The organism is Marivita sp. NO-S04, from assembly GCF_059070475.1.
Map to the genome: position 1 here is coordinate 3485718 of NZ_CM180980.1, position 16986 is coordinate 3502703.

General features: G+C 58.5%; 14 protein-coding genes. 9 read left to right on the forward strand and 5 right to left on the reverse strand.

The features are described 5' to 3' along the window. The first annotated feature begins 269 nt into the window (after nucleotides 1-269). The 3 genes from ACK3EW_RS17750 to ACK3EW_RS17760 all read left to right on the forward strand — a co-directional run bounded on the left by ACK3EW_RS17750 (nucleotide 270) and on the right by ACK3EW_RS17760 (nucleotide 5143). Nucleotides 270-2597: a Tex family protein gene (locus tag ACK3EW_RS17750; RefSeq protein ID WP_493807214.1), complete on the forward strand. Its 2328-nt coding sequence runs from the start codon at nucleotides 270-272 to the stop codon at nucleotides 2595-2597. Between the two features lie 361 nt (nucleotides 2598-2958). Then, complete coding sequence (locus tag ACK3EW_RS17755; RefSeq protein WP_493807215.1) at nucleotides 2959-4326, forward strand: aspartate aminotransferase family protein; 1368 nt, start codon at nucleotides 2959-2961, stop codon at nucleotides 4324-4326. 37 nt (nucleotides 4327-4363) lie between these two features. Beyond that, nucleotides 4364-5143: a 3-keto-5-aminohexanoate cleavage protein gene (locus ACK3EW_RS17760; RefSeq protein WP_493807216.1), complete on the forward strand. Its 780-nt coding sequence runs from the start codon at nucleotides 4364-4366 to the stop codon at nucleotides 5141-5143. 43 nt (nucleotides 5144-5186) lie between these two features. Here the strand turns inward: ACK3EW_RS17760 and ACK3EW_RS17765 are convergent, their stop codons facing one another. From ACK3EW_RS17765 to ACK3EW_RS17780, 4 genes are all read right to left on the reverse strand, one after another. Continuing rightward, nucleotides 5187-5831, reverse strand: a complete 645-nt coding sequence (locus ACK3EW_RS17765; protein ID WP_493807217.1) for a LysE family translocator — start codon at nucleotides 5829-5831, stop codon at nucleotides 5187-5189. A 7-nt stretch (nucleotides 5832-5838) separates the two neighbouring features. Beyond that, nucleotides 5839-6906 (reverse strand): isopenicillin N synthase family dioxygenase, encoded by a 1068-nt coding sequence (locus tag ACK3EW_RS17770; RefSeq protein ID WP_493807218.1) that lies wholly within the window; start codon nucleotides 6904-6906, stop codon nucleotides 5839-5841. A 59-nt stretch (nucleotides 6907-6965) separates the two neighbouring features. Then, entirely contained in the window at nucleotides 6966-8306 is a 1341-nt protein-coding gene (locus tag ACK3EW_RS17775; protein ID WP_493807219.1) for an ATP-binding protein, read from the reverse strand. Nucleotides 8307-8678: 372 nt separating this feature from the next. Next, nucleotides 8679-9569: a LysR family transcriptional regulator gene (locus ACK3EW_RS17780; protein WP_493807220.1), complete on the reverse strand. Its 891-nt coding sequence runs from the start codon at nucleotides 9567-9569 to the stop codon at nucleotides 8679-8681. Nucleotides 9570-9742: 173 nt separating this feature from the next. On the opposite strand from ACK3EW_RS17780, the gene ACK3EW_RS17785 reads away from it, so the two are divergent. Beyond that, nucleotides 9743-10474, forward strand: a complete 732-nt coding sequence (locus tag ACK3EW_RS17785; RefSeq protein ID WP_493807221.1) for a DUF4386 domain-containing protein — start codon at nucleotides 9743-9745, stop codon at nucleotides 10472-10474. Between the two features lie 60 nt (nucleotides 10475-10534). Here the strand turns inward: ACK3EW_RS17785 and ACK3EW_RS17790 are convergent, their stop codons facing one another. Then, nucleotides 10535-11722 carry an OmpA family protein gene (locus ACK3EW_RS17790; RefSeq protein WP_493807222.1) on the reverse strand — a complete coding sequence of 396 codons (1188 nt, stop codon included), beginning with the start codon at nucleotides 11720-11722 and terminating at the stop codon, nucleotides 10535-10537. A gap of 251 nt (nucleotides 11723-11973) precedes the next feature. On the opposite strand from ACK3EW_RS17790, the gene pheS reads away from it, so the two are divergent. The 5 genes from pheS to ACK3EW_RS17815 are packed head-to-tail and all read left to right on the forward strand — an operon-like array spanning nucleotide 11974 to nucleotide 16939. Then, a complete protein-coding gene (gene pheS / locus ACK3EW_RS17795) occupies nucleotides 11974-13044 on the forward strand; it encodes a phenylalanine--tRNA ligase subunit alpha (protein ID WP_493807223.1) in 1071 nt (356 codons plus the stop codon). A 49-nt stretch (nucleotides 13045-13093) separates the two neighbouring features. Beyond that, a complete protein-coding gene (locus tag ACK3EW_RS17800) occupies nucleotides 13094-13375 on the forward strand; it encodes a YrhK family protein (RefSeq protein WP_493807224.1) in 282 nt (93 codons plus the stop codon). A gap of 2 nt (nucleotides 13376-13377) precedes the next feature. After that, nucleotides 13378-15774: a phenylalanine--tRNA ligase subunit beta gene (gene pheT / locus ACK3EW_RS17805; protein ID WP_493807225.1), complete on the forward strand. Its 2397-nt coding sequence runs from the start codon at nucleotides 13378-13380 to the stop codon at nucleotides 15772-15774. A 28-nt stretch (nucleotides 15775-15802) separates the two neighbouring features. After that, nucleotides 15803-16435 carry a class I SAM-dependent methyltransferase gene (locus ACK3EW_RS17810; protein ID WP_493807226.1) on the forward strand — a complete coding sequence of 211 codons (633 nt, stop codon included), beginning with the start codon at nucleotides 15803-15805 and terminating at the stop codon, nucleotides 16433-16435. Between the two features lie 54 nt (nucleotides 16436-16489). Then, complete coding sequence (locus ACK3EW_RS17815) at nucleotides 16490-16939, forward strand: YtoQ family protein (RefSeq protein ID WP_493807227.1); 450 nt, start codon at nucleotides 16490-16492, stop codon at nucleotides 16937-16939. The last annotated feature ends 47 nt before the right edge of the window (nucleotides 16940-16986 follow it).

A 16986-nucleotide genomic window follows, 5' to 3' on the forward strand; every position in this document is an offset into this window, starting at 1 on the left:
CCCAAGGGTTTCGTCGCCATTCAAACAGCCATGCTGAACGCCATCCGCCCAGTTTCGCCCAATGCACCCTCGAGCCAATATAGTTGCAATCATACTGTGCCTGTCCAACTCCCGTTAGCGACAACAACGGCAAGATCACGCCCGGCGCAAGCTGAAACTCAGGAACAAAGCCGCATGATGATGAAAGGCGCGGACATGGCAAACACCTCTTTCCTCTGGCAAACACGCTGGCTATCAAGGCAGACCAACAACATCAGAGGACACGTGACGTGAGCCAGAGCTCTGACCGTATTTCGCGCATCATCGCCGCTGACATCGACGCCCGACCGGATCAGGTCGCCGCCGCCGTCAGCCTTTTGGATGGAGGTGCCACCGTTCCCTTTGTGGCGCGGTATCGCAAGGAAGCAACTGGTGGTCTGGACGACACGCAATTGCGCACATTGGCGGATCGTTTGGTCTATCTGCGCGAGTTGGAAGCCCGTCGCGAGACGATCCTCAATTCGATCAAGGATCAGGGCAAGCTGACCGATGCCTTGGCCAAAGCCATCGCAAGGGCTGACACAAAAGCAGTGCTGGAGGACATTTACCTGCCCTTCAAGCCCAAGCGCCGCACTAAAGCGATGATTGCCCGCGAGAACGGTTTGGAGCCACTTCTCAGCGCCATTTTGAACACAAGGTCCGCCGCACCCGAAGACCTGGCCACCACGTATCTGACCGAGGCCGTTCCCACGGCGAAAGAGGCCTTGGCCGGTGCCCGCGATATTCTCGCGGAAGACCTCAGTGAAAACGCCGATCTTCTGGGCCGACTGCGGTCATTCATGCACGAGACCGCCTTGATCACCGCGCGTGTGCAACCCGGAAAAGAAGAAGCCGGCGCAAAATTCTCAGATTATTTCGACCATCGCGAAAAATGGGCGACCATCCCAGGCCATCGCGCTTTGGCCATTCTCCGCGCCGCCAAGGAAGAAATCGTCGCCATCGACATTGCACCAGACGCAGAAACCGACATGCCCCGCGCAATCGGGATCATTGCTGCGGCGATAGGGATCTCGGGCACCGGCCCGGCAGACATGTGGCTCCGAGCGGCGGCGGATTGGACATGGCGCGTCAAGCTCAGCCTTACGATGTATGTCGATCTGATGAGCGACCTACGCAAACGCGCCCATGAAGAGGCCATTTCCGTCTTTGCGCGAAACCTGCGCGATCTGCTGCTGGCAGCCCCCGCCGGACCGCGCCCGACACTTGGGCTTGATCCCGGCATTCGCACCGGGGTCAAGGCCGCAGTGGTCGATGCAACGGGCAAACTGCTGGAAACCGCAACACTTTACCCCTTCCAGCCACGTATGGATGAGACCGGATCCCAGTCCGCCATATCTTCCATGATCCAACGCCACGGCATCGAACTGGTCGCGATCGGCAACGGAACTGCAAGCCGCGAGACAGAACGGCTTGTCGCAGAGACGATCAAGCAAATGCCTCAGGGTGTATCGCGTCCAGCCAGCGTGATCGTGTCAGAGGCCGGGGCTTCGGTGTACTCCGCGTCGGAACTGGCGGCACAGGAATTCCCTGACCTCGATGTGTCCCTGCGCGGCGCGGTTTCCATTGCACGCCGCTTGCAAGACCCTCTGGCCGAATTGGTAAAGATCACACCGCAATCCATAGGGGTGGGACAATATCAACATGACGTCGACCAACGGCGGCTGGCGCAGGCGCTTGACGCGGTGGTCGAAGACGCCGTGAACGCTGTTGGCGTCGATCTGAACATGGCCTCAGCGCCGCTTCTGGCGCGCGTGGCGGGTGTTGGCCCATCCCTGGCCAACGCAATCGTCACACATCGCGACGCACAGGGTCGTTTTGCATCCCGCAAAGCGTTGCTCAAGGTTCCCGGGCTTGGCCCAAAGGCGTTTGAGCAATGCGCCGGATTCCTGCGGCTTCGGGACAGCTCTGAGCCGTTGGATGCGACATCGGTGCACCCCGAGGCCTACGACGTGGCACGCCGCATCGTACAAGCCTGTGGGCGCGACATCCGAGCGATCATGGGCGCGCCAGAAACCCTCAGTGGCCTGCGCGCTGAAGACTTCGTTAATGAACGTTTCGGCATCCCCACGGTCCGCGATATTTTATCAGAGCTTGAAAAGCCCGGCCGCGATCCGCGCCCCGATTTCGTCACGGCGCGCTTTGCCAATGGGATCGACAACATCAGGGACCTACGCCCCGGAATGCTATTGGAAGGAACGGTCACCAACGTCGCCGCTTTCGGAGCCTTCGTCGATATCGGTGTTCATCAAGACGGCTTGGTGCATGTCAGCCAACTGGCCGACAGGTTCGTCAAAGACCCCCACGAGGTGGTGAAAGCCGGGGATGTCGTCAAGGTTCGCGTGGTTGAGGTCGACGTCGCACGCAAGCGCATTGGTTTGAGCATGCGAAAAGACGCCCCGGACTCATCCAAGAACGTCCGAGACAAAAACCCATCCGGCCAGAAGGCACAGAACCACACCCCTAAAAAACTACGGCCAAATACGAAATCGGAAACAGGGGGCGGTGGTCAAGGCGCCCTTGCCGATGCGCTCCGGGATGCTCTTAAGGGCAAGACCTGACGCACCCACAAGCAACATCCCCGCGCGGGATCAGTCGCGGATGGCGGTTCGAACTCTGTCAGGAACGCCTCGGCAGCATTGCGCAGCGGCGGCCAAGATATCCGCACTGTGAAATGAGCACCGTCGGTAGCCCATCGCGCGTTCCGGCTGTTCGAGATGTTGCATCGGCGCGCCGTCGCGACAATTGATCCCGAGCTTGCGTCCTTAATGGCGTTTGTCGAAATAGGTTTTCTTGCCGGCTGCCCCTTGTTGGTCCGGGGTGATCTGTCAGGGGTAGCATGACCCCTGCCCCCTTGCCACGCCAGTCTGGAACGCTTTAGCTGTTGGTTGAGACTCACCGACAGTTCGAAAGATGTGCCCCATGGACCTGCGCCCGAATTCTGACGAAGCCCGCGATATCGCGTACCACTTCCACAGCTACACCAATGCCCGCCTGCACGAGCAGAACGGGCCGCTGATCATGGATCGGGGCGAGGGGGTTCATGTGTTCGACACCCATGGCAACAAATACATCGAAGGCATGTCAGGCCTCTGGAGCGTGGCTGTCGGTTTTAATGAACAGCGCCTGATCGACGCCGCAACCCGGCAGATGAGCAAGCTGCCCTACTATCACAATTTCGCGCACCGCTCGCACGGGCCGGCGATTGATCTGGCGGAAAAGCTGATCGGCATGGCGCCGGTTCCGATGAGCAAGGTGTTCTTCACCAATTCCGGGTCCGAGGCGAATGACACGATCCTCAAGATGCTGTGGTATCGCTCCAACAGCCTCGGCAAGCCCGAGAAGAAGAAAGTGATTTCGCGCATGCGCGGCTATCACGGGGTGACGATTGCATCCGCGTCGATGACCGGGCTGCCGTACAACCACAAATCCTTCGACCTGCCGCTGCCCGGTATCCTGCACACCACCTGCCCGCATTACTGGCGCGAAGGGCGCGACGGCGAGAGCGAAGAACAATTCGCCACCCGCTGCGCCGAGGACCTTGACGCGATGATCCAGGCTGAAGGGCCCGACACGATTGCGGCCTTCATCGCCGAACCGGTGATGGGCGCGGGCGGGGTTGTCGTGCCGCCCAAAACCTATTGGGAGAAGATACAGGCGGTTCTAGGCAAGTATGACATCCTGCTGATCGCCGACGAGGTGATTTGTGGGTTTGGCCGCACCGGCAAGATGTTCGGCTGTGACACGTTCCAGATCAAGCCCGACATCATGACCATGTCCAAGCAGATCACGTCGTCCTATTTCCCGTTCTCGGCCTTCATGATGACAGAAGAGGTCTACGCCCCCATCGCCGACGAATCCGGCCGCATTGGCGTGCTGGGTCACGGCTATACCGGCGGCGCGCATCCGGTGGGTGCGGCGGTGGCGCTGGAGAACCTCAAGATCATCGAAGAGCGCGATCTGGTGGCCAATGCCGCCGAACGGGGCGCGGAATTGCAGGCGGGTCTGGCCAAGTTCACCGGCCACCCGCTGGTGGGTGAGGCACGCGGCGTTGGCCTGATCGCCGCATTGGAAATCGTGGCCCCCGACGGCCGCGCCGAAGAGTTCGCACCGGGCAAACTGGGCGCGGGTCTGGGCGCGCATTTCCTGAAAAACGGCCTGATCTCGCGCAACATGACGGACGCCATGGCCTTCTGCCCGCCAATGATCATCACGCCCGCTCAGATCACCGAAATCCTGTCGGCAGTCGAGAAAAGCCTAGAGGCGTTCCAGGCAGAGTTGACCACATGACAGACCGCCACCTATTGCCACGACCCTCGGCCGTGCGATGAGACCGCTTCCGAAAATAATGGTCGCCCCAAGCGGCGCGCGCCTGTCGAAAGCAGACCATCCCGCATTGCCGCTGACCATCGACGAAGTCGTGACAGTTGCAAAAAGCTGTTTCGAGGTCGGCGCGGATGGGCTTCACGCTCATATCCGGGATGAACACGGGTCACATCTGCTTGATGCGGCGGTCTACCGCGATCTGCTGTCTGATCTGAGGCGTGCTGTGCCAGACATGGCCCTTCAAATCACGACCGAAGCGGCAGGGGTCTACCAGCCCGATGTCCAGATGGAGGTTGCCCTGAACTCGGGGGCTGACATGGTGTCCGCGGCGGTGCGCGAAATCGGCGAAGCCGGGTTGGAGACCGCCCGCGCGTTCTACGCCGAATGTGAGGATCGCAAGATCGCGGTTCAACATATTCTTTTTGATGTCGAAGATTGTCAGCGTCTCTCAGAGATACTGCCCCGGACGCGCCTCACCGACCCCAAACTTCAAATGATTTTTGTCCTTGGTCGTTACAGCCAAACAGGTGCGTCTTCGCCAAACGAAATGCTGCCGTTCCTCACGTGGCTGAAGGATCAAAATCTGACACCCGACTGGGCCGTTTGCGCGTTTGGAGCGGCGGAACCGGCGTGCTTGGTTGAAGCCGCCCGCAGAGGTGGAAAATGCCGTGTCGGTTTCGAGAATTCCCGACTGCTCAGCAACGGGTCTGTGGCGAAGGACAATCGAGAGAAAGTTGTGGACCTCTGCACGCAATTGACCCAACAAAACCTGTCGTTTTGATGGCCTTGGAATGCAGGGGGTCTGGACGGTTCAACGCACGTCCTCAAATGATTTCATAATGCAGGTTCAAAGCGATAAAGACCAAGGCCAGCCCCCCGGTCCAAGACAGTAGCTTGCGCACACCGGGGTTGGCCGACACAGAGGTCGACAGTGTCGATCCAAGCCATGCAACCACGAGATCCGACGGAATTGCGGTTAATGGGACAAGGGCACCCAAGACGATCAATTGCAACTGTAACGCTTGACCTGTGAGACTTGGATCAACAAACGGCGGAAGAAATAACGAGAAGAACAATACTGTCTTTGGATTAAGCAATTCGACCCACATGCCCTGCCACACGATCTGCCCGAAGGTTTGATGCAATGTCGGCGTGTCAGTGACAGTAAGATCGAGGGCGACATAGGAATCGCGGATCAGCCCATAGCCGAGATAGATCAGATACAGCGAGCCGAGAAACCGAAGGCCTGTCATCAGCCAATCGAACTGGCGAAACAGCGTTGCGAGGCCGAAGGCTGTAGCGATCGCCAGTAGAATGCCGCCAAGGCCCAAGCCCAGCGCCGAAGCATACCCCGCCTTCCGGCTTTGCCCGGCGCTTCGGGACAAGACATAAAGCATCGACGGTCCTGGCGTCGCACTTAGAACGAGCCCGGCAAGGGCCACGGTGAGCATCGTTTCGAGAGTTGGCATTGGGTGGTCAGGTGTTTTTCTTTAGTCTTTGCTCGAATGGGTTTTCGATCTGAAGGTGTCCATCCACAGGATCACATGCTTCGGCAGCTTTGGCCATCAATGCTTTCAGATATGGAAAATCGCGAATGAGCATCCGTTCCAAATGCGCACCTGCGGCAAAAGGTTGGTACTCAGGCGTCGCGCCTTTTGGGACAAGTTGTGGAAACGGCTGAATGATCGTGTCATGGTTCGCAGCCACGAAATAGGGCAACGAAAAGCGCTCGGGGCGGAGATTGAGCACACGATGAGGTGTAGATCGAAGCCTCCCATTCGTCCACGCCTCCATCATGTCCCCGATGTTAACGACCAGCGCCGTCGGGTCCACCGGAACGTCGATCCAGACATCGTCCTGCCCGAGGATCTGCAACCCCTGATTTCTGGTGTGCAACAACGTCAGACATTCGTAATCCGTATGCGCCCCCATGTTCACGGACTTTGTGTCTTTGACCGTTGCTTTTCGCACGTAGTGTAACAGCCGGAGCTGCGAGATTGGTTTTGTCATATGCTGCGTCATCGCACCCACTGGCAGGTCGAGATAAAGCTCCAGCGACGTGCTGATCAGCCGGCCCAGAGCCGCTACCTCGTCATAATACCGACCAACAGTTTCACGAAACCCCGCCAGCTCCGGCCAGTTGTTCGGACCAAGAACACGATTTCCCGCAAGAAAATCGGGATCATCCTGAGGCAGATCTAGCCCAAGGTCGAAAGCTTCATAGCTGCGGTGCACCTCGTCGGGGTAATCGCCTTTTTCGGAAAACGGCACGTAACCCCGGTGATTGGGGCTGTCCCCGATGTAACACCGCATCTTCACGTGTTCGGATTGAAGGAAAAACCTTTCCGCAGTTGCGTAGACAGAGTCGATCAGATCAAGCGGTATTCCGTGATCGCAGATTCGGAAAAATCCGTGTTGTTCGCAGGCTTTCCCGATTGCATGTGAAATCCGAGTGACCTCGCTTTCACAGCCCGACCTGAGTCCAGCGATACTGATGAGAGGCAAGACTTGCTCGCCTTTTTGAATGTCGGAGAACATCGTCATTGGATTCCTCCATGCAAGAAACCAATTTCATGAAATGAGCAGGCAACGTGAGCGACGGGTCACGGTTGGACCGGAAAAAACAGCTCCAGAATTGTCCCCTTGGGGGTGTTTTGAGACACGACTACCGCGCCACCGGATTGCTTCATGAAACCATGAACCATGGACAGCCCAAGCCCATATCCCGAACTTGCCGGTTTGGTGGAAAAGAACGGATCAAATACGCGCTCGATCTGGTCAGATGTCATGCCCGTTCCAGTGTCGACAACCTTAACCGACACATAAACCCCCGGAGACAAAACCCGCGGAAGCATGAGCCGGGACATTGTGCTGCGGCCAACGATATCTGTCGACACCGTGAGCGTGCCGCCGTCAGCCATAGCTTCGATCCCGTTGGAAATAACCGCATTGATCGCAGATTTTGCCGCGCTGACATCTGTATCGGCAACAAGGTCGATCGGTGACAGATCAAGCTGCAGCGTCACATTGTGGGGAACAACCGAAACGCCACATAGGTCGGCCACCAGATCGTTCATATTCGTCTTGGAAAACGTCAGTTTGGATCGCTGAGCAAAAACCAGCAGATCGGACACCAAACGTGTCGCCCGCTGTGACGCAAGGCTTGCTTCATTAAGAAATCGCCGGCTGCTCGGTTCCTTGAAATAGGCCTCGACCAGTTCAAGATTTCCCGAAATGATAGACAGCAGATTGTTGAAATCATATGCGAGGCGACCGGTCAGTTGTCCGACCGCTTCGTTTCTGCGCGCGTCGTGCAGCTTGGCCTCAAGCGCTTTTCGATTGCAGATTTCCTCTGAAAGCTTTGCATGCGTCTTGACGAGGTCGGCATACCGTTGCTGGGACCGATCCGCCTCGTCCAGCAGTTCAAGCTTGGCGCTTGTCATCGCGGCCACGGTTGTCAGGATTTCGAGCTCGGCCGGGCCGAAGGCATGCGCATCCGGGTGTTCGCTGTCGATCACACCAACCAATTGTCCACGGGACAGCAAAGGCACACAGATCTCCGAACGCGCGGGCTGGGAATCCTGAATGTAGTTCGCGTCATTCAGCAGATCATCCACAATAATCGGCCGCCGTGAGAGCGCCACTTTGCCTGTGATCCCGACACCAAAAGGAATGACGAGCGGATTGAGGATCGTCCTGCCGTAGGGGTTCTTTTCCCCAAGCGCAGCAACCTGTGTCAGTTCCTGCGTTTCAACGTCGGCGGTGTAGATCACACAATCTACAAACCCCAATCTGCCAACCACATTTCGTGCAACGTACCAGAACAGATCAGTGGCGTTCGGTATGGAAATTAAGTCGACGGCAAATTCATTGAGCGTACGCAGAAAATCAGGGTTTTGTTCGGCGAGACTCGCGTTGAACTCACTTGGTGCTGGATTACTCATAAGAAGATTCCCCGGACACTTGCGCGCAAAAGTTGTATAATGTGAATCGTGTATAGATCATAAAGCAAGACAGCTTTTTCCCAATCCACGCAAAGAATGATCATTCTCGATATCGAGCAAACTCGAGACATCCAGCCGCGAACCACTCAAAACATCATGATACGGTGCACAAACCCATAGGTGTATGGAACGCGCTAGGTATTGAAATTACGATGTTTTTTAGAAACAGATCAAAGCACTTCGAGATCTCACAAACACCTGCCCCGCAGCAACGGAACGGCTCTGAATTTTCTGCCGTCACCGTTCACTGGAACCGATCTGTAGAGGAAAGAACCCCGCATCTGATGCGCGCAACCCTAGCGATCATGCTGATTATGATGCCGAAAGCTCGGCCGCAAGGAAATCGAACACGAACCGCATGCGCCGATTGGTCAGGATATCCCGATGCGCGGTCAACCAGATCGGAAATGGCACATCTGGCAAAGATGGCGCGATACGGCACATAGTGGGATCACGGTCTCCGATCCCGGAATCAACAATTCCAACACCCAGACCCTGTCGAACCATTTCCCACATCGCAAGGTAGCTGGTGCACTCACAAGCGACAGAGGCGTGCGAGATAGACACTCCGAAACTCTGCAATGCGGTTATGAATTCTTGCGCTGGACCGGGTGTAATCAGATCAACATTGGCCCAATCAGCCTCAGTCTCGACCATGCCAGTGCGCGAAGCATAGTCCTGCGCAGCAAAAAAAGCGGCCCTCGCATCGGCAAGCCGTTTGGCAATCAGATCGGGCTCTTTCGGGCGAAAATTGCGCACCGCGATATCGGCCTCGCGCCGCATCAGGTCGCTGGCTTGATTGTCCGCCAAGATGCGCAACGTGATTTTGGGTTCCGCCTCGCGCAGACGCTTCAGGATCGGCGGCAATACCAAACCTGCGTAAAGATCGGACGCAGAGATCGTCACCAAGCCAGACATGTCTTCGGATTGCCCGTGCGCAGCAATCGACAACGCCATCGCGGCCTCGCCCATCTTTCGCGCATGCATAATCAGGTCGGCCCCGGCGGGGGTCAGTTCGAGCCCCCGGCCAAAACGCTCAAACAACACAACCCCCAGTTCGGTTTGCAACGCATCGACCTGCCGGCTGAGCGTCGGCTGTGCCAATCCTAATGCCCGTGCAGCCGCCGATAGCGACCCTTCTTCTGCCGTCACAAGAAAGGCACGCACGCGGTTCCAGTCAAAAGTCACAGAAGACCAATCCATGCACTTTTGCATATCAGAAATAGAATATATGTCAATTATGTTGAGATAACTTTGCAGCTAATCTCTGTCGCAGTCGTCACACCAAAGCGGCATCCGCGCGTTGCCCAACCTTCATAAACGGTGGTCACCCGACCCGCCGGTCCAAATGATTTTGCCTCAAGAAAGGACATGTCATGCACGCCTTTTCCGATCCGACCTCCCCCATCTATGCCCGAGTGACGGGCATGTTCTATCTCGGTATCGCCATCGCCGGTGGGTTTGCCATTGCGTATGTTCCCTCGCAGATCGTTGTCCCGGACGATCCGGCGCAAACAGTCGCGAACATCCTCAACCGAAGCGCGCTTTATCAATCCGGTATCGCGGCGGATGTTGTCGTAATGATATTCGAGATTATGGCCCTGACCATGCTCTACTTCATGTTCAAACCGGTTTCGTCGACCCTGTCCTTGGCCGCTGCAATGGCGCGGTTGAGCATGGTCAGCGTGATGTCCGCGATGCTGTTCTTCCATGCAGGAGCGACCCTCCTTGCGACATCTCCCGATCTCATGCCCAACTTCAACGCAAGCCAACGCGCCGACCTTGCCGGCCTCTTGCTGGAAATGCACCGCGCCGGTGTCTGGATCTGGCAGGTCTTCTTTACAGTCCATCTCGTTCTGCTCGGCGCTTTGATTGTGGCCTCCAACAAAGCCCCCCGCCTGATCGGCATCGGCCTCATGCTGGGCGCGTCCGGTTACCTGCTCGACAGTGTCTATGCTTTCGCATTCCCGGATGCCGCACTTCTCGGGGCTTTGCGCGTCGCTCTGTTGGTCATCGTAACACTGTCGGAACTCAGTTTCGCCCTTTGGCTCGTTATAAAAGGGCAAAGCACCGCAACACCAGCTCAGCGCATGGCGTTCAGCCACTAACTCCAAAACGAAAACGGGCGGCCTCATGACCGCCCGCGTCCATCAAGACCAGTGTTTGACCTAGTTTTCGAGAATAATGTCGAAATCAACCCGGTGCTCGCTAAGACCCGGCTGCCCAGCAAGAACCTGCGGGGCAGAATGCGCCGCGATGATGATCTGTTCCGGATCGAACCCGGCCGCCACAAGCGAACTCATCAATGCGACAGCCCGAAGGCGCGCAGTGGCCGGAGTTTCACCCGACCCCGGATCATCCGAGAACTGACCCACAACCCGCAACCGAGCATCGGGGCAGGCGCTGGCCTTGGCCGCGAGATCGACGACAGCAGGCATTCCATCAGATGGCGCAGTGATCGAACGCGGCGAATAGAACAGTTTGGTCTGTGCCACTGCCGCTTGCAGCTGTGCAGCACAGGCCGACGATGCGCTCGCCACCGGACGCGAGAACCCGGTGACACCCGCGCGCTGCGCCACTTCACGGACTTCGAACTCCACACGACGGTCATAGTACGCAGTCGACTGTGTGCCGGTGATGCGCGACGGTTCCTGACTGCCCAGCCCCACCGACTGGAACCGAACCACGTCGATGCCAGAGGCTGCGATCCGTTTCAGGACAGCGTCCGCGCGCTGCTTGCTGAGCCGCAAATTGGCCGCTGGATCACCTGACGGATCGGAATGCCCTTCGACAACGATTTCGACATGTGGACAGTCTTGCGCGACCAACCCGATAAGACGCGCTTGCGCCATGCCAGCCTCATCCGCTGTCAGACCACCGCTGGGGAAATAGACACGCGCTTCACCAGCCAGAACCCGCAGGTCTTCGACACAGGATCTGTCCTGCGCAAGATTGGCCTGCGCTGCGGCAAAGAACGCCCCCGGATTGCTTGTCGGGCTGACCGAAGGCTCTGGTTCGATCGACACCTGTTGCGGCGTGACCTCTGGCTGCGCCGGGGTCACAACTGCCGGTTCCACCGGGACAGGTGCCAACGTGACCTCAGGAACCTGCGGCGCCTGCTGGACAACCGCCTGAAGTGCTTCGACGCTGCCAGACGAGTCCGGCAGCATGCCGATCCCCTGTTCACCCAAGGCGACCGGGTTCTGCGTCATGGTACGTGACACTTCAAATTCAGACGCAACGTCGACCGGCGCTGCATCGCGCGGGCCAAAACTAATGACACCTGTGGCAGCAAGGACGATCGCCGTCGTTGGCGCAATCCACGGCAAATGCTCTTTCAAAATTCGTAAGGACATGCTCTTCCCCCAGAATTAAGCAGCATCGTGAGCGTTGTTTCGCTCAACATCTTGGCAGTGATATCTTAAGATACTGCTCAATTTAGTGTATGCGTCAACATCTATGTGGCAACCATGCGCTGTAGGATAGAATTTCTTTTCGCCTGTCACTTTCGCGACTCAGCATGAAAGAATCCCACCGGACATTCCGGCTGCCTTGCGTCCCTGCACCGTCGCGGCTAGGGAAAGCACGACACGGGCCGGAGGGTGACATGGACGATCTGCGCGACAAGTACATTGGGCTGATTGCAGCGGCGGGCGATGAATCCGCGCTTGAAGACCTGCGCGTGCAGGCGGTCGGCAAAAAAGGCGAGATCAGCCTCAAGATGCGCGAACTGGGCAAAATGAGCCCGGAAGAACGCCAGACCGCCGGTCCCGCACTGAACGCGCTCAAGGACGAGATCAACTCGGCTCTGTCCGCGAAAAAAGCCGCGCTAGAAGACACCGCACTTGACGAACGCCTGCGCGGCGAATGGCTCGACGTGACACTGCCCGGTCGCGGTCGCCGCCAAGGCACCATACACCCGATCAGCCAGGTCACCGAAGAAGTAACCGCGATCTTTGCCGATATGGGTTTTTCGGTCGCCGAAGGCCCGCAAATCGACACCGATTGGTACAATTTCGACGCGCTGAACATCCCCGGCCACCACCCCGCGCGCGCCGAGATGGATACGTTCTACATGCACCGCGCGGACGGCGACGACCGCCCGCCCCATGTGCTGCGCACCCACACGTCGCCGGTGCAGATCCGGTCGATGGAGAAAACCGGCGCGCCCATCCGCATCATCGCACCGGGCCGCGTCTACCGCGCTGATTACGACCAGACGCACACACCGATGTTCCACCAGGTCGAAGGCCTTGCCATCGACAAGGACATCTCGATGGCGAACCTGAAATGGGTGCTGGAAGAATTCGTAAAAGCATATTTCGAGGTCGACGATGTCGAACTCCGCTTCCGCGCGTCGCATTTCCCGTTCACGGAACCCTCGGCCGAGGTCGATATCCGCTGTTCTTGGGAAGGCGGCACGCTGAAGGTCGGCGAGGGCAACGATTGGCTCGAAATCCTTGGCTCCGGCATGGTGCACCCGAAAGTTCTGCAAAGCGCGGGTGTCGACCCGAACGAATGGCAGGGCTTCGCCTTCGGCATGGGCATCGACCGCATCGCGATGCTGAAATACGGCATCCCCGATTTGCGCGCCTTCTTTGACTCTGACCTGCGCTGGCTGCGCCACTATGGCTTCGCCGCGCTGGATGTGCCGACGCTGCATGGCGGCCTAAGCTAACACTGGGTGACCAATTCCAAGCTACAACTTCACGGAAACACCGTTCACAATGCTCTTTAGCCACGATCACAGAACTGGAACTGACCGACAGCGCCACACCTATGCGCTGTTCGAAGTCGCCTACACCTTGGTCGATTTCATTGCTGCGTTCTGTTTTGTTGTTGGGTCGGTGATGTTTTTCTCTGACGATTGGCAAATCCCTGGAACGTGGCTCTTCTTGATCGGCTCGATCTGCTTCGCGCTGAAACCAACACTCCGACTGTCCCGAGAGCTGAAACTCGCGGCGATGGGCGATGACAAAGACCTTGCGCAAAGGTTCAAAGGGGACTGACCATGAAATTCACCCTCTCCTGGCTGAAAAAGCACCTCGACACCACCGCGACCGTGGATGAGATCACCTATGCCCTGACCGATCTGGGTCTTGAGGTCGAAGGCGTCGAAAACCCGGCGGACAAGCTTAAAACCTTTACGCTGGCCAAGGTGAAGCACGCCGAACAGCACCCCGATGCCGACCGCCTGCGCGTCTGTACGGTCGAGACCGATGAGGGCGACAAGCAGATCGTCTGCGGCGCGCCGAACGCGCGTGCGGGCATCACCGTCGTTCTGGCGAAACCGGGCGACTACGTACCGGGCATCGACGTCACGCTCAGCGTCGGCAACATCCGCGGCGTTGAAAGCCACGGCATGATGGCCTCGGAACGCGAGTTAGAACTCAGCGACGAACATGACGGCATCATCGAACTGCCCTCGGGCGAGGTGGGCCAGAAATTCATCGACTGGCTCGCCGAAAACGACCCCGCCAAGGTGGACCCGGTGATCGAAATCGCCATCACCCCCAACCGCCCCGATGCGCTGGGTGTTCAGGGCATCGCCCGCGATCTGGCCGCCCGTGGTCTTGGCACGCTGAAGACCCATGCGGTCGATCCCGTCCCCGCCAGCTTCACAGCAAACACCAAGGTGGTGATCGACGAAGACACGCTGGACGGCTGCCCGCTGTTCTGTGGTCGCATCATTCGTGGCGTCAAGAACGGCCCAAGCCCACAGTGGCTGCAGGACGCCCTGCGCGCCATCGGCCTGCGTCCGATCAACTTCCTTGTCGATGTGACCAACTTCTTCACCTACGACCGCAACCGCCCCTTGCACGTGTTCGACATGGCCAAGGTGACAGGCGACCTGCGCGTCCACCGCGCCAAGGGTGGCGAGGAACTGCTGGCACTGGACGGCAAGACCTACGCGCTCCAGCCCGGCCAGATGGTGATCTCCGACGCCAAAGGCCCAGAAAGCATCGCGGGCATCATGGGTGGCGAGGAAACGGGCTGCATCGACGAGACCACAGATGTCTTCGTCGAAAGCGCCTATTGGGACCCGATCCAGATTGCCTACACGGGTCGCGCGCTCAAGATCAATTCCGACGCTCGCTACCGGTTTGAACGCGGTGTCGATCCGGCCTTCACCCCTGAAGGTCTGGAATTGGCCGTGCGGATGATCGTCGATCACGCGGGCGGCGAAGCGTCCGACATGATCATTGCCGGTGCCGTGCCCGACACCTCGCGCGCCTACAAACTCAACCCTGCGCGGGTGATCTCGCTCGTCGGCATGGACATTCCCGAGGCAACACAGCGCCAGACGCTGACCGCCCTTGGCTTCAAGCTCGAAGGCAACATGGCGCATGTCCCGTCCTGGCGTCCCGATGTCATGGGCGAGGCCGATCTGGTCGAAGAGGTCGCCCGCATCGCGTCCCTGACCAAGCTGGAAGGCAAACCAATGCGCCGTATGGACCCCGGTGTGCCCAAGCCGATCCTATCCCCCATGCAGCGCCGCGAACGCGCCGCGCGTCGGACAGCGGCGGCGCTCGGCTACAACGAATGCGTGACCTACAGCTTCATCGACAAAGCCTCTGCCACCCTCTTCGGCGGTGGTGATGACGCCACCATGCTCGCCAACCCGATCAGCACGGACATGAGCCACATGCGCCCCGCCCTGCTGCCCGGTCTCTTGCAGGCCGCCGCCCGCAACCAGGCGCGCGGGTTCATGGACCTTGCCCTTTTCGAACTCGGTCACGCCTTCCACGGCGGCGAACCCGAAGAACAGCATCTGATGCTGTCCGGTGTCCTGATCGGCAAGACCGGCCCCAAAGACGTGCACAGCACCGCCCGCACGGTTGATGTGTTCGACGCCAAGGCCGACGCCGAAGCGATCCTTGCGGCGATGGGCGCACCCGCCAAAACCCAGATCCTGCGCGGTGCCAGCGAATGGTGGCATCCGGGACGTCACGGCATGATCTGCCTTGGCCCGAAAAAGGTGCTGGGCGTTTTTGGAGAACTGCACCCCAAGGTGCTGAAAGCCATGGATGTCAAAGGGCCCGTCGTTGCCTTCACCCTCTGGCCACAGGAAATCCCCCTGCCGCGCAAGACGGGGGCGACACGCCCTGCGCTGGTGCTCAACGATCTGCAAGCGGTCGAACGGGACTTCGCCTTTGTCGTCGATGCCCAAATCGCAGCGCTCGACCTGATGAACGCCGCAGCCGGTGCCGACAAGGCGTTGATCTCTGACGTGCGTCTGTTCGATGAATTCATCGGCGGGTCGCTGGGTGAAGGCAAGAAGTCCCTCGCCATCACCGTGCGGCTTCAGCCAACCGACAGCACGCTCAAGGAAGCGGACATCGAAGCGGTCGGCAAAAAGATCATCGAAAAGGTCGAAAAAGCCACCGGCGGCGTGCTGCGCGGCTGAGGCGTCATAGCAAAAAGGCGAGGCCACCATGTATAAGTCTGCGAAGTTCTGGGATCGGGCCGCGGACAAATACGCGGCCTCGCCGATCCGCAACCAAGACGCCTATGAGGCCACCTTGGACAAGATGCGCCAGCTCTTGTCACCCGACGATACCGTGCTTGAACTGGGCTGCGGCACCGGCACCACTGCGCTTGCCCTTGCCGCAAGCGTCCAACACATCATCGCCACTGATGTCTCTGACGCAATGTTGGACAAGGGACGCGATAAGGCGCAGGCTGCTGGCACGACCAATGTCGATTTCCAGCAGTTCGACGCTGCTGATGCCCCTGAAGGCCCGTTCGACGCGGTGCTGGCCTTCAACCTTCTGCACCTGATCGAAGACATGGACGGCGCCTTGGCCGAAATCGCCAAACGGACCAAACCCGGTGGTCTGTTCGTGTCAAAAACCTTCTGCATGCCGGAACACCGCAACATGATCTGGTGGTTCATCCAGCTTGGCCTGCCCATCATGCAAGCCATTGGCAAAGCACCCTATTTCGCCAAACTGTCAACTTCCGACCTTGATGCTGCGATCACCAAAGCCGGGTTCACCATTGTCGAAACCATAAACGCTCCGGGCAAAGACCCCCGCCGCACAGTTATTGCGCGCCGGGCCGATTGATTGGCCTTTCCGCAGATCTGCGCTACCCCTTTCCCAAACAATTAGGAGTACCCCATGACCTTGCGTGTCTACCTGTCCGGCGAAATCCACACCGATTGGCGTGAACAGATCATCGATGCCTGCGAAGGCCTTGATGTAACCTTCGACAGCCCCGTCACTGATCACGCCGCCAGCGACGATTGCGGAGTGGCGATCCTCGGCGCAGAAGAGAACAAGTATTGGCACGACCACAAGGGCGCGATGGTCAACGCGATCCGCACCCGTAAGGGCATCGCGGATGCCGATGTGGTCGTCGTGCGGTTCGGCGAGAAATACAAACAGTGGAACGCTGCCTTTGACGCCGGATACGCCGCCGCCTTGGGCAAGTCGCTGATCATCCTGCAACAGCCCGAACATGACCACGCGCTGAAAGAGGTCGACGCGGCGGCTCTTGCGATGGCCCGAACCCCTCAGGAAGTCGCGCAAATCCTGCGCTACGTGCTCAAAGGAACACTCCCCGGCTAAAAGCATCTTTAAAGGTGAGTCTTCGATGCGGCATTTTTGCGGCAAGG

Coding starts and splice junctions, on each gene's coding strand:
- ACK3EW_RS17790 (WP_493807222.1), bottom strand. CDS start 11,722: ATGTCCTTACGAATTTTGAAAGAGCATTTGCCGTGGATTGCGCCAACG.
- ACK3EW_RS17760 (WP_493807216.1), top strand. CDS start 4,364: ATGAGACCGCTTCCGAAAATAATGGTCGCCCCAAGCGGCGCGCGCCTG.
- pheS (WP_493807223.1), top strand. CDS start 11,974: ATGGACGATCTGCGCGACAAGTACATTGGGCTGATTGCAGCGGCGGGC.
- ACK3EW_RS17815 (WP_493807227.1), top strand. CDS start 16,490: ATGACCTTGCGTGTCTACCTGTCCGGCGAAATCCACACCGATTGGCGT.
- ACK3EW_RS17810 (WP_493807226.1), top strand. CDS start 15,803: ATGTATAAGTCTGCGAAGTTCTGGGATCGGGCCGCGGACAAATACGCG.
- ACK3EW_RS17755 (WP_493807215.1), top strand. CDS start 2,959: ATGGACCTGCGCCCGAATTCTGACGAAGCCCGCGATATCGCGTACCAC.
- ACK3EW_RS17775 (WP_493807219.1), bottom strand. CDS start 8,306: ATGAGTAATCCAGCACCAAGTGAGTTCAACGCGAGTCTCGCCGAACAA.
- pheT (WP_493807225.1), top strand. CDS start 13,378: ATGAAATTCACCCTCTCCTGGCTGAAAAAGCACCTCGACACCACCGCG.
- ACK3EW_RS17785 (WP_493807221.1), top strand. CDS start 9,743: ATGCACGCCTTTTCCGATCCGACCTCCCCCATCTATGCCCGAGTGACG.
- ACK3EW_RS17800 (WP_493807224.1), top strand. CDS start 13,094: ATGCTCTTTAGCCACGATCACAGAACTGGAACTGACCGACAGCGCCAC.
- ACK3EW_RS17765 (WP_493807217.1), bottom strand. CDS start 5,831: ATGCCAACTCTCGAAACGATGCTCACCGTGGCCCTTGCCGGGCTCGTT.
- ACK3EW_RS17770 (WP_493807218.1), bottom strand. CDS start 6,906: ATGACGATGTTCTCCGACATTCAAAAAGGCGAGCAAGTCTTGCCTCTC.
- ACK3EW_RS17780 (WP_493807220.1), bottom strand. CDS start 9,569: ATGGATTGGTCTTCTGTGACTTTTGACTGGAACCGCGTGCGTGCCTTT.